This window comes from Glutamicibacter sp. NPDC087673 (assembly GCF_044743255.1).
GTDB lineage: Bacteria > Actinomycetota > Actinomycetes > Actinomycetales > Micrococcaceae > Glutamicibacter.
In genome coordinates this window covers 501,438-518,601 of record NZ_JBIUWB010000002.1, presented here as the reverse complement: position 1 = coordinate 518,601, position 17,164 = coordinate 501,438, and the positions used below count along the sequence as shown (strand labels likewise).

Genomic DNA, 17,164 nt, shown 5'->3' with positions numbered 1-17,164 from the left:
AGGCGTGTCGCTTACTCAAAACTATCTTTCCAGAATTTCTTGGCTTATTGGTCTTCCCGCGCCCAGAGCACCGCGACTTAATAGACCACGGGATTTTCTGGGTTGGTGACGTCGATGGTCGTCTTGGCCGCGTGCTTTTTCTCAAGCTCTTTCAAGAAGATCGTCGCCACTTCATTTTTCAGGGCCGCTTTCTTGGCGTCTCCCCAAATCAAAGTACGGTTCTTCGGCAACGCCAGTTCGGCGAACCCTGCCTTGGACAAGGATGCCGTTGAGACTTCCTTGAGCACTTTCTTGTCAACGGTGCTCAAGATTCCGGTCAGCAGCTTGAACTGCTCCGGATCAGCAGTGACGTCGGTGGCCTTGATCTTGGGCAACTTGTCCTTGTCATTCTTGCCGACGGTGCGAAGCTTCTTGCCGGTCTCGGAGACCAGGTACTGCTTCTTGCCCTCCAGCAAGATGGCCACCGGCACAGCTTCGATTACCTCAACGACCAAGGTGTTGGGCATCTGGGCCTTGACCACGATTTCGTCGATGGCCGGCTGCTCGCCGATCAGCTCCTGGACCCTCGATTCAGAGATCCGCGGCAGCGGAACGCCCTTCAATGGTTCCAGGGACTTCCCCAGCTTCTCGGAATTGACCAGCTTGGTGCCGGTTACTTCGATCTTCTTGGCAGCGATCACCGGTGAGAAGCTCAAGATCAAAACCGCAGCGAGGCTGAGCACGACGATGCATGCCGCGAGAATAATCAGGATCTTGCGCCGTTTTTTCTCCGGGCTCTCCGGAAGTTCTACGACTTTTGCTGCTTCACCCATGGATCACCTTGGTAGACGGAAGTGGACCAACTGCGATGGCCTCGGACTCGGGACGGAATTCGTCAGCTCAGCGACTTGACGATGTCTGGACCTAGCGCTGTGACATCGCCGGCGCCAATGGTCATGATGACATCGCCCGGCTCGGACTGCTCAACCACGTGCGCTACAGCGGCTGCCGGCGAAAGTACCTGGGCAGGAACCTCGATGCGCGATGCGATCAGTTCGCTGTCCACGCCATCGATAGGTTCTTCACGTGCCGGGTAGATATCCAGCACGGCCACCGAATCGGCCAGGGACAAGGCCTGGGCGAATTCGCGGAAGAACTCTTGGGTACGGCTGAACAGGTGCGGCTGGAAGACAATGTGCAGCCGGCCGGTGCCGGCAACCGTACGGCCGGCGGTCAGCGCTGCCTGCACCTCTGTCGGGTGGTGCGCGTAGTCGTCGTAGACACGGACCTCTGCGGCTTCACCCTTGAATTCGAATCGGCGAGCTGCCCCGGAGAAACTGGAGAGCGCCTGCAGCGCTTCGTCAACGTCCACACCTGCATCAATGCCGACAGACAATGCGGCGGCAGCATTAAGCAGGTTGTGCTGGCCGGGCACTGCCAGATCCAGGATGCGGCTTTGTCCGCTGCCCCATTCGATGGTTGCGGTGAAGCGGCCGTCTTCGGTGGCGCGGGCATCGGAAAGGCGGCGGTCGGCGTGATCGCTGAAGCCGTAGGTCTGCACGCGGATTTCCGGACGCTCTGCGCGCATCTTGTGCGCCAGATCGTTGGAACCCTCATCATCTGCACAGCAGATCAGCAAGCCGTCTGCCGGCAATAGCCTGGCGAAGTCCACGAAGGCCTGGTGCACTGCTTCAGCGGTACCGTAGTGATCCAGGTGGTCGGCTTCGACGTTGGTCACGATGATGGCATCCGGCCGGTAGTTGAGGAAGGAAGCGTCGGATTCGTCCGCTTCGGCCACGAAGTAGGATCCGGATCCGAGCTCGGCGTTGGTGCCCAGGCTTGGAATATTCGCTCCCACGGCGAAGCTCGGACGCGCGCCAATGGTCTTGAGCATATGGGCGGTCAGCGAAGTAGTGGTGGTCTTGCCGTGAGTACCGGCGATGGCCACGATCTTCTCGTGGCCGCGCATGGTAGCTTCCAGGCCTTCGGAGCGGTGCAAGATTCGCAGTCCGCGGCGCAGGGCTTCGTCGTATTCCGGGTTTCCGGCCTTGATGATCGAGGAGATCACCACGGTGTCGGCGTCGCCGAGGTTCGCTGGGTCGTAGCCTACGTGGATTCGCGCGCCGCGCTCACGCAAGCCATCGAGCACCGGGAGATCCTTGGCATCGGTTCCGGAGACAGCCAGGCCGTAGTCGAGCAGCAGCCGTGCAACCGCTGATACGCCAACCCCGCCTACACCCATCAGGTGTACCTTGCCCAGATCGGCGTTCAGTTCGTCGGCTCGCAGTGCCATGGTTCTAGCCTTCCTGACCCGCACGGCGGCGGGTTGAAACTTCATCAATAATCCGTCGCGCCATGATCTGCGCGGCGTCGCGCTGCCCCAATGAGGCAGCGACTTGAGACATCTTTTCAATTTTATGCTGATCGGTCAGCAGATTGATGACATTTTCGCTGATATAGGACTTTGTGAACTCCGCGTCGGAAACCAGGACGGCTCCCCCAGCAGCGACCAGTTCACGGGCGTTGAGCTTTTGCTCGCCGTTGCCGATGGGCAGCGGAACCAGTACCGAGGCCGTGCCAGCTACGGCCAGTTCGCAGACGGTGCCCGCGCCGGAGCGGCAGATCATCAAATCCGCGACGGCGTAGGCGTAGTCCATGCGGTCCACGTATTCGGTCTGGCTGTAGCCTTCATGGGACAGCAGATTGCCCGAGGCGTCCAGAATCTGCTTTCCGCGTCCGGTGATGTGGATAGTGTGGATGCCAGCTGCGTTCAGCTCGTCCAGGGACTGCTCGATGGCGGTATTGATGCTCTGCGCTCCGGAGGATCCACCGGTGACCAGAAGTACCGGCTTCTGCCCGGTGATACCGAAGTACCCGCGTGCTTCGCCTCGCAGCGCGGCTTTGTCCATGGTGGCAACGTTGGAGCGCATCGGCATGCCCACCTGCATCTCACCGGGCAGCCCGGTGTTGGCGAAAGTGGTTCCGACGAATGCCGCGTTCTTTGCCCCGAGCTTGTTGGCCATGCCGGCAACGGAGTTGGCCTCATGCACGAAGATCGGCAGCTTCAGCTGCTTCGCGGCAAGATATGCCGGGGTGCAGACATAACCGCCGACGCCCAGGACGGCCTCGGCCTTGGTGGTGCGCAGAACGTTCTTGGCGTTGTTAATGGCCTTGATGAAACGGAAAGGGAACTTGAGCAGATCCATGTTGATGCTGCGTGGCATCGGGGCCTTGGGGATGAGTTCGAGCGGGTAGCCAGCTTCCGGCACCAGCTTGGTTTCCAGGCCACCAGGAGAACCCAGTGCTGTGACCATTGCTTCGGGATGCTCGGCCTTCACGGCATCAGCTATGGCCAGCATGGGCGAGATATGGCCGGCAGTTCCGCCGCCGGCGACGACTAGACGAAGTGCTTCGCTCATCTGTTGCTGTACTCCTTCGTCCTGCCAATGGGCAGGATCAACGTCCACCGCAGATTCAGCGATGGGCCTCTGCTTCTGATAGCGGCCGCTAGCGGCGCACTATTTGGTTTTCTTGCTCTTTGCCGGTTTCTTTTCCAGCGTTGCTTCGAATTCAAGTTTTTGTGCCCGGGCCGAGGAGAGGACATAGCCCATTGCCAGCATGATGGCGAGCATCGCCGAGCCGCCGGAGGAAATGAACGGCAGCGGAACACCGATCACGGGAAGTACGCCGGTGACGGTACCCAGATTCACGAAGGTCTGGCCGATGACCCAGGACATCAGGCAACCCATGAGCACCTTGGTGTACAAGTCCTTGGCGCGTGCTGCAATGCGATACATCGCCAAGGCCAGCAGCATGAACATGACCAGGACGAACAGCACGCCGATCAGGCCGAACTCTTCACCCAGGATGGAGAAGATGAAGTCGTTCTGCGCCTCAGGCACATAGGACCACTTCATGCGGGACTGGCCTGCGCCCACACCGAACCAGCCGCCGGAGGCGAAGGCGTGAAGGCCCATGCTGGCCTGGTAGCAAAGATCGCTGCTCGGGCCGCAATCGGTATCAAGCCAAGCGAGGATGCGCTGGCGGCGGTTGGAGGAAGCGAAGATCGCCACGGACAGGCCCAGGACACCGACCACCGAAAACGCCGCCAGCCACTTCATCCGGATGCCGCCCAAGAACATCGCCGAGGCAATGATCATCAACAAGACCAGCGCTGTACCTACGTCCTTGCCGACCACGATGAGGCCAACAATGAAGACCCCCACCGGGGCAACCACTGGGACGACCAAATGCTTGATGTCGTGCAGCAGATGCTGCTTCTTTTCCAGCATGAACGCGGCAAAAACAGACAACGCCAGTTTGGCGAACTCGCTGGGCTGCAGGCCGAAGCCGCCGATGCGGATCCAGTTTCGGTTGCCGAGCACCGTATGGCCCAATGGCGTGAACGCCACGAGGAACAACAGGACCACTGCCGCAATAACGGAAGGCCAGGCCAGCCGCTTCAACGTTTCCGGCTTGATCCGCTGCATGACCAGCATGCAGAGAATACCCAAGGCGGCAAAGCCACCCTGGGACAGCGCCACGGTGAAACCGTCCCTGCCCTTCGCGATCGCTTCAACCGACGCCGATGACTGGACCATGACCACACCGAAAACGGCCAGCACGATGGAGCCCACGAGCACCAGCCAGTAGTCCGTGGAGGCCATGCGGCCGCTGGAGTTCTCGACGGTTCCGAGCATCCTGCCGAATCTCACGTACCAAGGGAATTCGGCTTTGGAACCTGCTGGCTTCTTGTTCATTTTCATCGCCATCGGTGCCTCCTGCCTCGGTGTCGTTTATTCGGTCAGCTTTCGATTACTGGTCTTCGCCAGTTTTATCCATCAGATCACTGACGGCAGCGATAAATGCGTTGCCACGCTGGGCGTAGGAACTGAATTGGTCCATCGAGGCCGCGGCGGGAGCCATGAGCACGGTATCCCCTGCTTCGGCTACTTCGGCAGCCTTGGAGACCGCACGCGTCATGACCTGGGCGCCGCTTGGAACCGAACCGTCACCGCCCTGCGCTGCCCCGGTGATGTCGATGACTTCAACCTCTGGCGCGTGGGCAGCGAGTGCTTGGCGCAAACTTGCGGTGTCGGTGCCGATGAGCAAGACCTTGGCCAGGCGCTGCGCGTGCTTGGCGATCAAGTCGCCGTATTCCACGCCCTTGGACAAGCCACCGGCAATCCAGACCACACGGGTGAATGCGGCCAACGAAGCATCGGCCGCATGCGGATTAGTGGCCTTGGAATCATTGATCCACAGGATGTCGTTCTTGCGGGCGACGGCCTGGATCCGGTGATCGCCGGAGTCGAAGTTCGCCAAACCCGCAGCGACAGCTTCTGCATTCACTCCGTACGCGCGGGTCAGCGCCGCCGCGGCAGCCGCGTTCGCGGCGGTGTGGCGCGGAACAATCTCGCCGATGTCCTTCAGGGCGATCAGTTCCACGGCACTGGTCTTGCGCTCTTCGATGAAGGCGCGGTCCACCAGCAGGCCTTCGACAACACCCACCATCGATACTGCTGGGGTATCGGTGGTGAAGCCGATAGCACGGCAGCCTTCGATGACTTCAGCGTTTTCCACCATGGTGATGGTGCGCTCATCGGCGGCGTTGAAGATCGCTGCTACCTGGGTGCGTTCGTAGATCTTGGCCTTGGCGGCCTTGTAGTTGCCGAAGCCGCCATGCCAGTCCACGTGGTCTTCGGCCAGGTTCAAGACCACCGAGGCAAGCGGAGAAATGCTATGCGTGTAGTGCAGCTGGAAGCTGGAGAGCTCGACGGCGAATACGTCATAGTCCACCGGTTCGCGTACGGCATCCAGGATCGGTGTGCCGACGTTGCCGACGGCGATGGCCTTCAGCCCATCGGCGCGCAGGATCGCCTCGGTCATGCCCACAGTGGTGGTCTTGCCGTTGGTGCCGGTAATCGCCAGCCACTGTGGTGCTGTGTGGCCGGCACGGTTCTGCACGCGCCAAGCCAGCTCGATATCGCTCCAGATCTCGATGCCCTTGGACTCGGCCTCTGCGATGACCGGATTACGGGGATTCCAGCCTGGGGAAACCATGACCAGCTGGGCCGGCTTGCCATTGACCAACGGCAGGGCCTGGACGTTCCCGTCGCCCAGCAGCACCTCATGGGCCCCGACGATCTTCAGCGTCTCGGCGCGTTGCTGGTTCAGCTGGTCATCGCGGCCGTCGATGACGGTGACGATGGCACCCAGCTCGATGAGGGTGTCGGCCGCAGAGAATCCGGAGAGTCCCAATCCGGCGACGACTACGCGCAGGCCTTTCCAATCAGCATCCCAGCTGGTTAGCGAGTCAAGAGATTTGCCAGCGTCTACGCTCACAGTGCGACAACCCATTCAGAGTAGAAGAGACCCAGGCCCGCGGCCACGAACAGGCCGGCAAGGATCCAGAATCGGATAACAACGTTTTCTTCGGACCAGCCCGAAAGCTCGAAGTGGTGCTGCAGCGGCGCCATCTTGAACACGCGCTTGCCGCCCGAGAGCTTGAAGTAGCCCACCTGGATGATCACCGACAGGGAGATGATCACGAACAGGCCGGCAATTACCACCAGCAGCAGCTGGGTGCGCGAGAGGATCGCGAAGGCAGCCACGGCGCCGCCGATGGCCAGCGATCCGGTGTCGCCCATGAAGATCTTCGCCGGCTTGGCGTTGAACCAGAGGAAGGCGATCAGCGCACCGGAGAGGGTGGCCCCCAGCAGGGCCAGGTCCTGCGGGTCGCGTACCGAGTAGCAGACGTCCAGCGAGTCCATGTTGCTGCAGGCCTGGTTCTGCTGCCAGATTCCCATCAGGGTGTAGGCGCCGAAGACCATGATCGAGGCACCGGTAGCCAGTCCGTCCAGGCCATCGGTCAAGTTCACGCCGTTGGTAGCACCGGTAACGATGAAGTTCGCCCAGAGCACGAACAGGATCATGCCCAGCATCGGGCCTGCGAAGGCCAGGTCGATGTTGGTGTCGCGCAGGAAGGAGATCGCGGTAGAGCCCGGAGTCAGGCCCTGGTCATTGGGGAACTGCAAGGCCAGCACGGCGAAGCTGATGCCGAAGAATGCCTGCAGGACAATCTTCTGCCAGGCGCGCAAGCCCAATGAGCGCTTCTTGAAGATCTTGATGAAGTCATCGAGGAAGCCGACCAGTCCCATGCCGCCGAAGAGCATCAGGACCAGCATTCCGCTGGCGGTAATTCCCGAAGAAGTGCGTCCCATGAGCGAAAGGATGCCATGGGTGGCGAAGTACGCCACGAACACGGCCAGGACGAAGACCACTCCGCCCATGGTCGGGGTGCCGGACTTGATGGCGTGCGAGTTCGGCCCGTCGTCGCGCACGACCTGCCCGTATTGCTTCTTGGTGAGCAGGCGGATGTACAGCGGCATGGCCACCATGGTCAGCACGAGGGCAATGCCGGCCCCCAGAATCAATGCGATCATGCGTTGTCGCCTTCCTTCGCGAATGCTGCAATGTCGTCGCCGAGGAAGCGTAGACCGGCCCCGTTAGAGGACTTGAACAAGGCGATGTCGCCTGGCTGAAGCTGCTCTTGCAGCAGCGCGCGAGCCTCATCTACGTCTTCAACGTAGAAGGCCTCGTCGCCCCAGCTGCCTTCGAGCACAGCGGAGTTGTAGGCGGGCTTTGCGCCACGGCCTACCACTACAAGTTTCTTGATGTTCATGCGAACTGCCATGCGGCCCAGCAGGTCGTGCTGGTGGATGCTGTCATCGCCCAGTTCCAGCATTTCGCCCAGGACTGCCCAGGTGCGTCGGCCCGGTGCGCCGTCGGCGCCCAGGCCCAATTCGGCCAGGGTCACCAGCGCAGCGCGCATTGATTCAGGGTTCGCGTTGTACGCGTCGTTGATGATGCTCACGCCGTCAGCGCGCTCGATGCGCTCCATGCGCCAGCGGCTGCCGGCAGCGCGGCCTTCCAGGCCTGCGGCGATCACTTCCGGGGCGATATCCAGGGCCAGTGCAGCGTTGGCCGCGGCGAGGATATTCGAGACGTGATGGCGTCCCAGGAGGCCCGAGGTGATGCGCTTGCTGTAGCCGCCAGGGAATTCAAGAGTGAGTTCTGGCTGCCCGTGGGAAGTCACAACAACGTCGGTGGCCCAGACCCCAGCGTTTTCCGGCTTGTTCTTTCCGGTGCCGAAGAAGCGCACGGCTCCCCCGGAACGCAAGTCCATGCGTGCCACGCGGGGGTCTTCAGCATTCAAGATGGCCGTGCCATCGGCTGGCAAGGCTTCAACGAGTTCGCCCTTGGCCTTCTCGATGTTCTCCACCCCGCCGAATTCGCCGGCATGGGCGGTACCGACGCACAACACGACACCGACCTGCGGGTGCACCATATCTGTCAGGTACGTCAGGTGGCCAAGGCCGGTGGCCCCCATCTCGATGACAAAGTACTTGGTCTCTTCGGTGGCGCTGAATACCGTCAGCGGGACGCCGACTTCGCCATTGTATGAGCCGATTGGCGACACGGTCGGCGCCACTTGCGACAGAATACCGGCGAGCAGGTCCTTGGTGGTGGTCTTGCCGGCCGAACCGGTGATTCCCACGACCTTGGCGTCGTTCTTTTCCTTGAGAAGGGCAACGATGTGCGCGGCAATTTTGCCCATCGCTTCTACCGCGTCTTCAATGATGATCGCCGGGTGTTCCCTGCGGTCTTCATCGTGGGTAATGCGTTCGGCTAGGGCCAGCACTGCGCCGGCGGCGCGTGCACGGTCGATAAAGGCGTGCCCGTCGGAGAATTCTCCGGGCTTGGCGACGAATAAGGCACCCGGGACGACTTCGCGCGAGTCAGTGGTCACGGAAGTGATCACCGTGTCGGAGGCGGCTGTAGCAGTCGCTTTTCCGCCGGTGATTTCCAGCAGGTCGGTCAGAGACAGTTCAATCATGGCAATAAGGACTTTACACTTGAGCGGTGGCGATAATGGACTTGTACGTTCTAGGAATTGGTCACAAATCCATGAAGATTCAGTGCTTTCGCTAGTTCCACTCGATCATCCAGTTCCACGTCAATTCCCGCGACGTCTTGGCTGACTTCATGTCCCCGCCCGGCCACGAGAATCGCGTCGTTGGCTTCGGCCAAACTCACAGCGAACTCTACGGCTTTGGCGCGTGGCGCGATGTTGTGAAGCTGCACCTGCGGACGCTCGGAATCGAGAACTTGCTGTGCTCCGGCGGCAACCTGGGCGCGGATCGGAGCCGGGTCTTCGCTGTGCGGGTCGTCGTCGGTCACAATGACGATATCCGCGTGGCGGGCTGCCACCGCTCCCATATCCGGGCGCTTGGTCTTATCGCGCTCTCCGGTGGCGCCGAAGACGACGATCCGGCGTCCCTGCTCCCCCGGACGGATGGAATCCAAAGCCTTTGCCAATGCATCCGAATTATGGGCGAAATCGACTATGGCTACCGGAGATTCGGCTACGACCTGCATCCGCCCTGGAACGGCGACCGACAGCGGATCCTTGGAGTCCAAGGCCTGCTGCAGGGCTTCGAGGTCCGCACCGCCGGCCAGCACCATCAAGGCCGCCAGCGCTCCGTTGGCGACGTTGAACATGCCTGGAAGCAGGGTGCGGGTCCGCAGCTGGCGCCCATCCCGGTGCACAAGGGTGAAACTGTGGCCCAATCCGCAGTGCGCCAGTTCGGCAACCCTCCAGTGCGCCGAAGGGTGTTCGCCGTCGAGGCTCAGGGTCTCGGTAGGCACCAGGGCGCGCTCGGCCAGGCGCTGGCCGTATTTATCGTCTACCATGACCACTGCGCGCTCGGAGCGTTCCGCGGTGAATAGTTCGGCCTTGGTTTCGAAGTACTCGTCCATCGTGCCGTGCAGGTCCAAGTGGTCCTGGGTCAGGTTGGTGTAACCGGAAACGGCAAAGCGCAGGGCATCAACGCGGCCATAGCTCAGCGAGTGGCTGGATACCTCCATGGCCACCGACGTGACTTCCTGCTGCGCCATGCGCGAGAGCACGCCGTGCAGCTGGGTGGACTCCGGGGTGGTCAGCACGCTGGGGATGATCTGCCCGCGGGCGGACATCTCAATCGTGCCGATCAGCCCGGTTTCTTCACCCAGTGCATCCAGGATCGCGCGGATCATGAAGGTTGTGGTGGTCTTGCCGTTGGTGCCGGTGACAGCGAACAGCTTCGGGCTGCGCTGGTCGGTTCCGTAGACGCTCTGCGCGATCACGGCTGCGGATTTGCGTACATCTGCAACGACTGCCACCGGGATCGAGAGGTCATCGCTGAGGAATTCGAGTCCTGCAGTATCGGTGATCAGTGCGACAGCACCGTTGCCGATGGCGGTTTCCACGAATTCGGCACCGTGGCGCTTGGCACCGGAAATACCCAGGAAGACGTCACCGCTCTGTACGATCTGCGGGTTGAGGCTGACGCCGAGGATTTGCGGAGCGGCATTGAGCAGCGCTCCAGTTCGCACCGCGCCAGCTGTGCCGCAGAGCTGGTCGAAGCCAAGACCGGCGATGCTCTCTGGGCGTAGGTACCGTTCTAGCTCACGCGGAGTGTCGGGGTTCTGGACTACCAAGATTTCTTCTGATCCTCACCTACAAAGACGTCATACGCCTCTGACTTTGTCGTGCTCGGTGGCACATTGAATGTGTTGAGAGTATGGCTCATAACATCGGTAAACGTGTCAGCTACCGAGAAGTCTTTCCAGTTGCCCTTTGGCCTGTACATGGTTGCCACGACGACGAACTGCGGATCTTCCAAGGGAGCGACACCTGCAAAGGAATAAGTATATCCGTCATAGCCCTTGGCGCTTGCCGCCTGGCCTGTACCGGTCTTGCCGCCCACGCGGTACCCGGGAATGCGCTCCTTGTAGCCGGTACCGTCGTCAACGACCGATTCCATGAGCTTGAGCATTTCGTCAGCGGTGCTTTTCTTGACCACGCGCTTCTTTTCCGGTGCGGGGATCTTGGTGATGGTACCGTCTTCGTTGCGGTAGCCCTCAATCAGGCTTGGCGAAAGGCGAACGCCGCCGTTGGCCAAGGACTGGAAAATTGAAGCGGTGTGCAGCACGGTCTGCGAATAGCCCTGGCCGAACATGGTGGTGTACTGCTGGCGGCGGTCCCAATTATCGGGATGCGCTAATTGGCCAGCGCTAGCGCCATTCAAGCCGACGCGGATGGGCGAACCCAATCCGAAGGCACGCATGTAGTCGTAACGGGTCTGCTTGCTCATGGTATTTCCGACCATCACGGTGCCGGTGTTGTAGGAACGGGCGAAGATGCCCGAGACCGTCATGTCGTACGTTGGGTGTTCCAACGAGTCATTGATGGTTTCCTTGGTGAACGTCTTCTTATTCGGCACACGCATCTCGGTCAGCGGATCCACTCCGCCCTGGTCGATGGCCGCCGCGAAGATCGCGGCCTTGCCGGTGGAACCTGGCTCGAAAGCACGGGTGATGGAGGTGGAGCGGCGGAACTCCGGCTTGGTAGCGCCTGGATCATTCGGGTCCAATTCAGCGGAGTCGCCGATGGCGAGGATCTTGCCGGTATCCGCTTTCATGACGACCACGGAAACCCACTCAGCGTTGAACTGAGCTTGCTTCTTTTCTGCTGCACGCTGGGCAACGTAGTTGATGTCGGAGTCGATGGTCAGGATGACGTCCTGGCCATCGACTGCAGGGGTTTCTTCGACCTCGGTGACGGGAATGCGCACGCCATCGGCGCTGATCTCGAACTTGCGGCTGCCGGCCGTACCGGCCAGGTGTTCCTCCTGGCTCAGTTCCAGGCCTTCGGCTCCCACCACGGCTGTTTGGTCTTCGGAGTTGCGCACGAACCCCAGCAGTGGTCCTGCAATTACGCCTTGCGGGTACTGGCGTTCGCTGCGCAGCAATGAGGCAAGTCGCGGAATACCGATTTCGAGGACTTCGTTGCGTACTTCCGGGGTCACGCTCTTGGCGAGCATGACGTACCCTTTGGGCTTGGCATCGCCCTGCGGGCGAACCTTCGTGGCAAGTTCCTCACGGTCCTGGTCAAGGGTATCGGCTAGTTCGTCAATGGCTTGGTCCCACGTGATGCGTTCCTGGCCATTGGTTCCATCCCGCTTCGCACGGCGAATGTTCTCACCCTGCTCGCGCTGGTCGATGACCAGATCATAGCGGTCTACTGAGACGGCGAGGGTGGTGCCATTGCGGTCTTCGATGGATCCTCGATTTGGCGCAATGTTTTCAACGCGTTCGCGGTTTTCCTGTGCAGCGTTGGCAATGGTTGCCGAGTTGATGCCCTGGACCCAGACCAGCCGGCCCAGGATCACCAGCAGCAAAACCACGGAGAGGAGCAGCACAAAGCGCATTCGCTTTTTCGCAGTGTCGATTGCCGTCGAGCTCACAAAAGAACCTAACTTTCCCTCAGCGTGGTTTTCCAGCAGCGTAGGCCACCTGTATCTAGCTTAGAAAGGGCTAACTACTCTGCTGGGGATTTGATGCTTGGTGCAGGGATCGTGCCCCCGTTAAGCTCAGCGTCATTGAACACTGGGCGGCCATCACTGGCAACTTCACGTTCAGCTTTCTCCGGCTTCACCTCTGGTTCCTTGGAACCTTCAGTGGCACCGGACTCCTTCTGTGAATCTGCTGAGGCTTTACCCACAGTGGTCTTCGGCGTGTTTGATGCGTTGGCTTCAGTTTTGCTTTCACCCTTGCGGATGCTGTCGCCCGGCAGCGGAATAGTTCCGTATTCCTGCTTGCTGTTCTTTGCCTTGACCGCCTTCTCAGCGTCTTGGGCAACCTTGCCCTCAGACAGGCTGATCAGCCCTGGAGCACCTGGCGAAACCAAACCGAGGTCCTTTGCCTTGGCGGCCAGCGCCTGTGGCGCCGCCAACGACTGGGCCTCCTTCAGCAGTGCCTGATTCTCTTGGGAAAGCGCACGCTCTTGCGAACGCAAGTTCACGATGTCGTACTGCCGCTGAGCTACAGAAGTATTGAGCAGCACCAGCGTAACGATCACGCTGAATGCCAAGACAACGAGCACCGCAGACATGGTGAACATGGAGCGCTTGCTGGTTTCGTTCATCTTAGGAACCAACGAAAGAGTTACGCGCTGACGCGAATCGCCTTTAGGCAGGTTGCTAGCTGGGACGGGCTCGGGTCGCATTGCACGCGCAGTATTACCGTCGACAACAGGCTGGTTGTTCACGGCTGCGGTCTTCTGCACGCGGCGCTGGGCTCGTTGGCTCATGCTAGCTCCTCTTCAACACTCGTTCCACAGCTCGCAAGCGGGCTGAGGCTGCACGTGAATTTTCTGCTATTTCGTGGTCGCTTGGCTTCTCGGTGCCCTTGGTGAGCACCTTGTATTCAGCTTTGTGTTCGTCCAGCTCCACCGGGAATCCCGGAGGGGCCGACGAGGTAGATCCATGGACGAAGTGCCGCTTGGTGATTTTGTCTTCCAAGGAGTGGTAACTCATCACGACGACTCTTCCGCCGACGTTCAAAGCTCCCATTGCCGCCGGGATCGCACGTTCCAAGACGTCAAGTTCCTCATTCACTGCAATACGCAATGCTTGGAAGGTCCTCTTGGCCGGGTGTCCGTGGTTTCGAGCAGCCGCCGCGGGCACAACGCTGCGGATCACTTCAACTAGTTCAGCAGTGGTAGTGATGCGGCTCTTGGCGCGTGCCTCGACGATTGCCGTCGAGATGCGTCCAGCAAACTTCTCTTCGCCCCACTGTCGAATAATTCGAAGCAGTTCGTCGCGTTCCAAGTCGTTGACCAGGTCCTCGGCAGTTGGGCCAACAGAGGTGTCCATGCGCATATCCAGCGGTGCATCATACGAATAGGCGAAACCCCGTTCACGCTCATCGAGCTGCAGCGAGGAAACGCCAAGGTCGAACAGAACGCCGTCGACCCCCGGGAACCCAAGATCTTCCACGACATCCGCAATTTCGTCATACACCGCGTGCACGAGGTCGATGCGGTCCTGGAACGGGGCGAGTCGTGCACCGGCAAGTTCGTGAGCCTGCTCGTCGCGGTCTAGACCGATCAGGTGCAAGTTGTCGAACCGCTTGAGGATGGCTTCGGAGTGCCCACCCATCCCGAGGGTGCAGTCAACCACAATTGCCCGACGGCCTTCAGCATTGGCTCGCTCAATACCTGGAGCTAGCAAATTAACGCATCGGTCCAGAAGTACTGGAACGTGGCGTTCGGATGCTGGTCGCTGGGAATCCTGATTTGGCACTGCGCCCCCTTTCGCTTTCGATCTGCTGTTGAGATCAGATCCCCCTCCAACCAAGTGGCGATCCAACCTTCTGGCTCCGGGGAAGTGAAGCCAGACGATTTTCTACCCCAAGGTGGCTGGAGATCTCATCTCAACAAACGTGGTGTTTTGTCGGTGTAGGGCACAAAGCCCTAATCTTCGTCAGTATCGGAGAACACGTCTTCTTGTTCATCCAAGTACTGCTGCCATGCGGTCGAATCCCAGATTTCAATACGGTTGCCCGCACCGATAACTGTGACCTCCCGATCAAGGCCTCCATAAGTGCGCAGCACTTGCGGAATCGTTACGCGCCCCTGCTTATCTGGAACTTCATCCGAGGCCCCTGAGAGGAACACACGCGCATAGTCGCGTGCTCGCCGGGAGGTCAAGGATGCCTGCGCCAGCTGCTCGTGCTGCTTCTCAAATTCCCGCTGGCTGAAAACGTATATGCAACGCTCTTGGCCGCGAGTGAGAACCAGCCCATAGGACAGCTCATCTCGATATTTAGCTGGAAGAATCAACCGACCTTTTTCATCAAGACGCGGTGTGTAAGTTCCAAGGAACATGCACACCACCTTTCCCGTGAAGTGGCCAGAAGCCCCATTCTTCTCTACTTGCCTCCACTTTACTCCACAACCCTCCACTGTCAATGCAATTTCAGTGGTTTCGCGAGGGTCTGGACTTAAAAAACACCTGAATCTAGCGGATGCTCAGCCTATGTTCAGGTGGAGGGATGGGAATCGTCCAGCTGCATGATCCAGTATTTTTCAGAGATTCCACACGCAAAATCCGCGTAATATAGCTATTTTTAGGCGCGGTGGTGGGAAGTGGAGGAACCTGGGGAGGGAAGTGGGGGCATGCCTGACCGGCGAGGTGGACGTGAACCTTGGAATCTGCAGAGAATTCAAGATCACTTGCAAAGTCGCGCGACCTTCAGATAGGCGCACCGAATATCCAGGACATCCAACTTCCCGAATTGAACGAAACCCATGCGCCCCGGCATGAGGTGCACGGTGACCGTAGGGATGTGAGAAGCGGGGCTTAAACAGAAAAGAGGTGCAACCCTAGGGGTCACACCTCAATATCAATGCAGATCAGCTATCGGACTGATCACGCTTTCGCTGGTTCCATTTTTCTTCCAGGCCGGAAAGGAACTGCGAATTGTTCTTGGCTGCAGATTTTGATCCCGTTCCGTTGGACGGACCAATTTTTCCAGTAGCCGATTTAGTCAGGGCAAGCAGTACACCCGCGAACATCACCGCAAAGCCGAGAACGCCTACGATGATGATGTGCTGCGAGATTCCAAAGATGAGTCCCGCTAGGCCGACGATTACCAGCAAGATACCCAGAGCAATATTGCGGGTCGACAAACGTCCCGTGCCCGATGGGCCTTTCATGCTCGAAGCGAAGCGACGGTCTTCATGCAGCTGCTTTTCCAACTGCTCCAACAAACGCTGCTCGTGTTCCGATAGCGGCATCGTCTTCTCCTTCCAAAGGCAATCTCGACGGTCGTCCACCGTCTTCAAGTTCAACGTCGGGTCGAAGGGAAAAGTTCCCTGGATTCGATCGAACTTAATTCAAGGATAGTCTCTTTTGCACCCGCCCTGCTAGTTGATCTTCCCCACTGTCCAGATATCCATACGTTCTACACAGAATGTGTTTATTCCTTGGGGCGCAGAAAACGTGCTGGGGTCACGATGGACTGCGGGAATCTCTGTCCGATCTGGTCAGCGATGCGTTCCGCTTCTCGGGCTTTCTCTTCGCGGGGGTCCAAGCTAAATTGCAGACCCAACTCGTAATCTTGCAACCGTTCAGCTTTCACCCCGATCAGCCGGACCGGTTGCGGCATAGGGGTCAATTTTCGCAGAAGGGCCAGCGCGGACTCGCTAATTTTCGTTGAAGAATCTGTCGCAGCTGCGAGCGCCTTCGAACGCGTAATTCCAGAAAAGTCCTTGTACTTGATCTTGAGCCCAACACCGTTGGCTGATTTGCCGTGCTGCCGCAGCCGTTGACCGACCTTATGGCTCAGCCGCAAAAGTTCGCCCTCAAGCACCTGGGGATCGGTGATATCCACCGCAAAGGTATGTTCCGATGAAATGCTCTTCTCATCCCGGCTAACCTCCACCGGACGGTTATCGATCCCCCGCGAGAGCAAATAAAGGGCGCGGCCGTGTTCCCCCAACCGACTAATCAATCTTGCTTCTGGCTCGCCAGCGAGTTGCCCCACGGTCTCAATCCCCAAGGAGTGAAGCTGACTAGCGGTTCGTTTTCCCACGCCCCACATTTTCGACACGGGTAATTCGTGCAGGAATTCTTCGGTGCGGTCGGGTGCAACTACCGCCATGCCGTCAGGCTTGGCGTACGTCGAAGCGAGTTTCGCAACGAATTTATTCCTTGCAATGCCCACGCTGGCCGGCAGTCCCATTTCTTTGCGTATATATTCGCGGATCTGCTGAGCGATCTGCACTGGCCCGCCAAGCATGCGCATGCTTCCAGTAACGTCTAGGAACGCTTCGTCGACACTGACTTGCTCAACCAGAGGCGTCAATGTGCGGAAGTACGCCATGATCTGGGCCGAGGCTTGCGTGTACTTGTGATGGCTCGGCTCGATCACGGTAGCTTGCGGTAGCAGCGGGATGGCTTGGCTCATCGGCATGGCCGAATGGATCCCGCGAGCTCGGCAGTCATAAGACGCAGAGAGCACCACGCTCCGGCCTGAACGGTGGCCTACAATAACTGGCTTGCCTACTAGGTCAGGGCGGTCCCGCAGTTCCACTGAAACAAAGAAGGCGTCCATATCGACATGGAGGATTGCACGATCCACCATTTCAATTCCTCTCCCCTCGTTCGGCTGCACCACCAGCTTACTCGAATGTATATTCGGATTCCGTTCCCACCCCGCGTACTTTGGGTGCCTTCTTCGCCGGGCGGGAATCACCGGTAGAGTTGTTGCTAACCACTAGTTGTTTACCCGTAGA

At 59.4% G+C, this 17,164-nt stretch carries 14 protein-coding genes; all 14 read right to left on the bottom strand.

What is annotated here, in order from left to right; translation table 11 throughout:
* Positions 1-77: 77 nt before the first annotated feature.
* Positions 78-812 (bottom strand): cell division protein FtsQ/DivIB, encoded by a 735-nt coding sequence (locus ACIOTL_RS06815; protein WP_133834280.1) that lies wholly within the window; start codon positions 810-812, stop codon positions 78-80.
* 62 nt (positions 813-874) lie between these two features.
* Positions 875-2,272, bottom strand: coding sequence for a UDP-N-acetylmuramate--L-alanine ligase (gene murC / locus ACIOTL_RS06810; protein WP_400342198.1), 1,398 nt, complete (start codon positions 2,270-2,272; stop codon positions 875-877).
* 4 nt (positions 2,273-2,276) lie between these two features.
* Complete coding sequence (murG, locus tag ACIOTL_RS06805; protein WP_400342197.1) at positions 2,277-3,398, bottom strand: undecaprenyldiphospho-muramoylpentapeptide beta-N-acetylglucosaminyltransferase; 1,122 nt, start codon at positions 3,396-3,398, stop codon at positions 2,277-2,279.
* Between the two features lie 99 nt (positions 3,399-3,497).
* Positions 3,498-4,751 carry a putative lipid II flippase FtsW gene (gene ftsW / locus ACIOTL_RS06800; RefSeq protein WP_332485979.1) on the bottom strand — a complete coding sequence of 418 codons (1,254 nt, stop codon included), beginning with the start codon at positions 4,749-4,751 and terminating at the stop codon, positions 3,498-3,500.
* Between the two features lie 43 nt (positions 4,752-4,794).
* A complete protein-coding gene (gene murD, locus ACIOTL_RS06795) occupies positions 4,795-6,339 on the bottom strand; it encodes a UDP-N-acetylmuramoyl-L-alanine--D-glutamate ligase (protein WP_400342196.1) in 1,545 nt (514 codons plus the stop codon).
* Positions 6,321-7,424 carry a phospho-N-acetylmuramoyl-pentapeptide-transferase gene (gene mraY, locus ACIOTL_RS06790; RefSeq protein ID WP_105656803.1) on the bottom strand — a complete coding sequence of 368 codons (1,104 nt, stop codon included), beginning with the start codon at positions 7,422-7,424 and terminating at the stop codon, positions 6,321-6,323. The genes murD and mraY overlap by 19 nt, the downstream gene beginning before the upstream one ends.
* Positions 7,421-8,878, bottom strand: a complete 1,458-nt coding sequence (gene murF, locus ACIOTL_RS06785; RefSeq protein WP_400342195.1) for a UDP-N-acetylmuramoyl-tripeptide--D-alanyl-D-alanine ligase — start codon at positions 8,876-8,878, stop codon at positions 7,421-7,423. The genes mraY and murF overlap by 4 nt, the downstream gene beginning before the upstream one ends.
* 50 nt (positions 8,879-8,928) lie before the next feature.
* Positions 8,929-10,521 carry a UDP-N-acetylmuramoyl-L-alanyl-D-glutamate--2,6-diaminopimelate ligase gene (locus tag ACIOTL_RS06780; protein WP_400342193.1) on the bottom strand — a complete coding sequence of 531 codons (1,593 nt, stop codon included), beginning with the start codon at positions 10,519-10,521 and terminating at the stop codon, positions 8,929-8,931.
* The gene (locus ACIOTL_RS06775; protein WP_286134108.1) at positions 10,515-12,329 is read right to left on the bottom strand and encodes a penicillin-binding protein 2; all 1,815 of its coding nucleotides are present in this window, start codon (positions 12,327-12,329) and stop codon (positions 10,515-10,517) included. Before ACIOTL_RS06775 ends, ACIOTL_RS06780 begins: the two co-directional genes overlap by 7 nt.
* A 74-nt stretch (positions 12,330-12,403) precedes the next feature.
* Positions 12,404-13,174, bottom strand: coding sequence for a hypothetical protein (locus ACIOTL_RS06770; RefSeq protein WP_105656806.1), 771 nt, complete (start codon positions 13,172-13,174; stop codon positions 12,404-12,406).
* Position 13,175: 1 nt separating this feature from the next.
* The gene (gene rsmH / locus ACIOTL_RS06765) at positions 13,176-14,168 is read right to left on the bottom strand and encodes a 16S rRNA (cytosine(1402)-N(4))-methyltransferase RsmH (RefSeq protein WP_181148802.1); all 993 of its coding nucleotides are present in this window, start codon (positions 14,166-14,168) and stop codon (positions 13,176-13,178) included.
* A gap of 170 nt (positions 14,169-14,338) precedes the next feature.
* Complete coding sequence (gene mraZ, locus ACIOTL_RS06760) at positions 14,339-14,752, bottom strand: division/cell wall cluster transcriptional repressor MraZ (protein ID WP_038990697.1); 414 nt, start codon at positions 14,750-14,752, stop codon at positions 14,339-14,341.
* Positions 14,753-15,280: 528 nt separating this feature from the next.
* Complete coding sequence (locus ACIOTL_RS06755) at positions 15,281-15,664, bottom strand: DUF3040 domain-containing protein (RefSeq protein ID WP_105656808.1); 384 nt, start codon at positions 15,662-15,664, stop codon at positions 15,281-15,283.
* 182 nt (positions 15,665-15,846) lie between these two features.
* Positions 15,847-17,013, bottom strand: a complete 1,167-nt coding sequence (gene dinB, locus ACIOTL_RS06750) for a DNA polymerase IV (protein ID WP_400342192.1) — start codon at positions 17,011-17,013, stop codon at positions 15,847-15,849.
* Between the last annotated feature and the right edge of the window lie 151 nt (positions 17,014-17,164).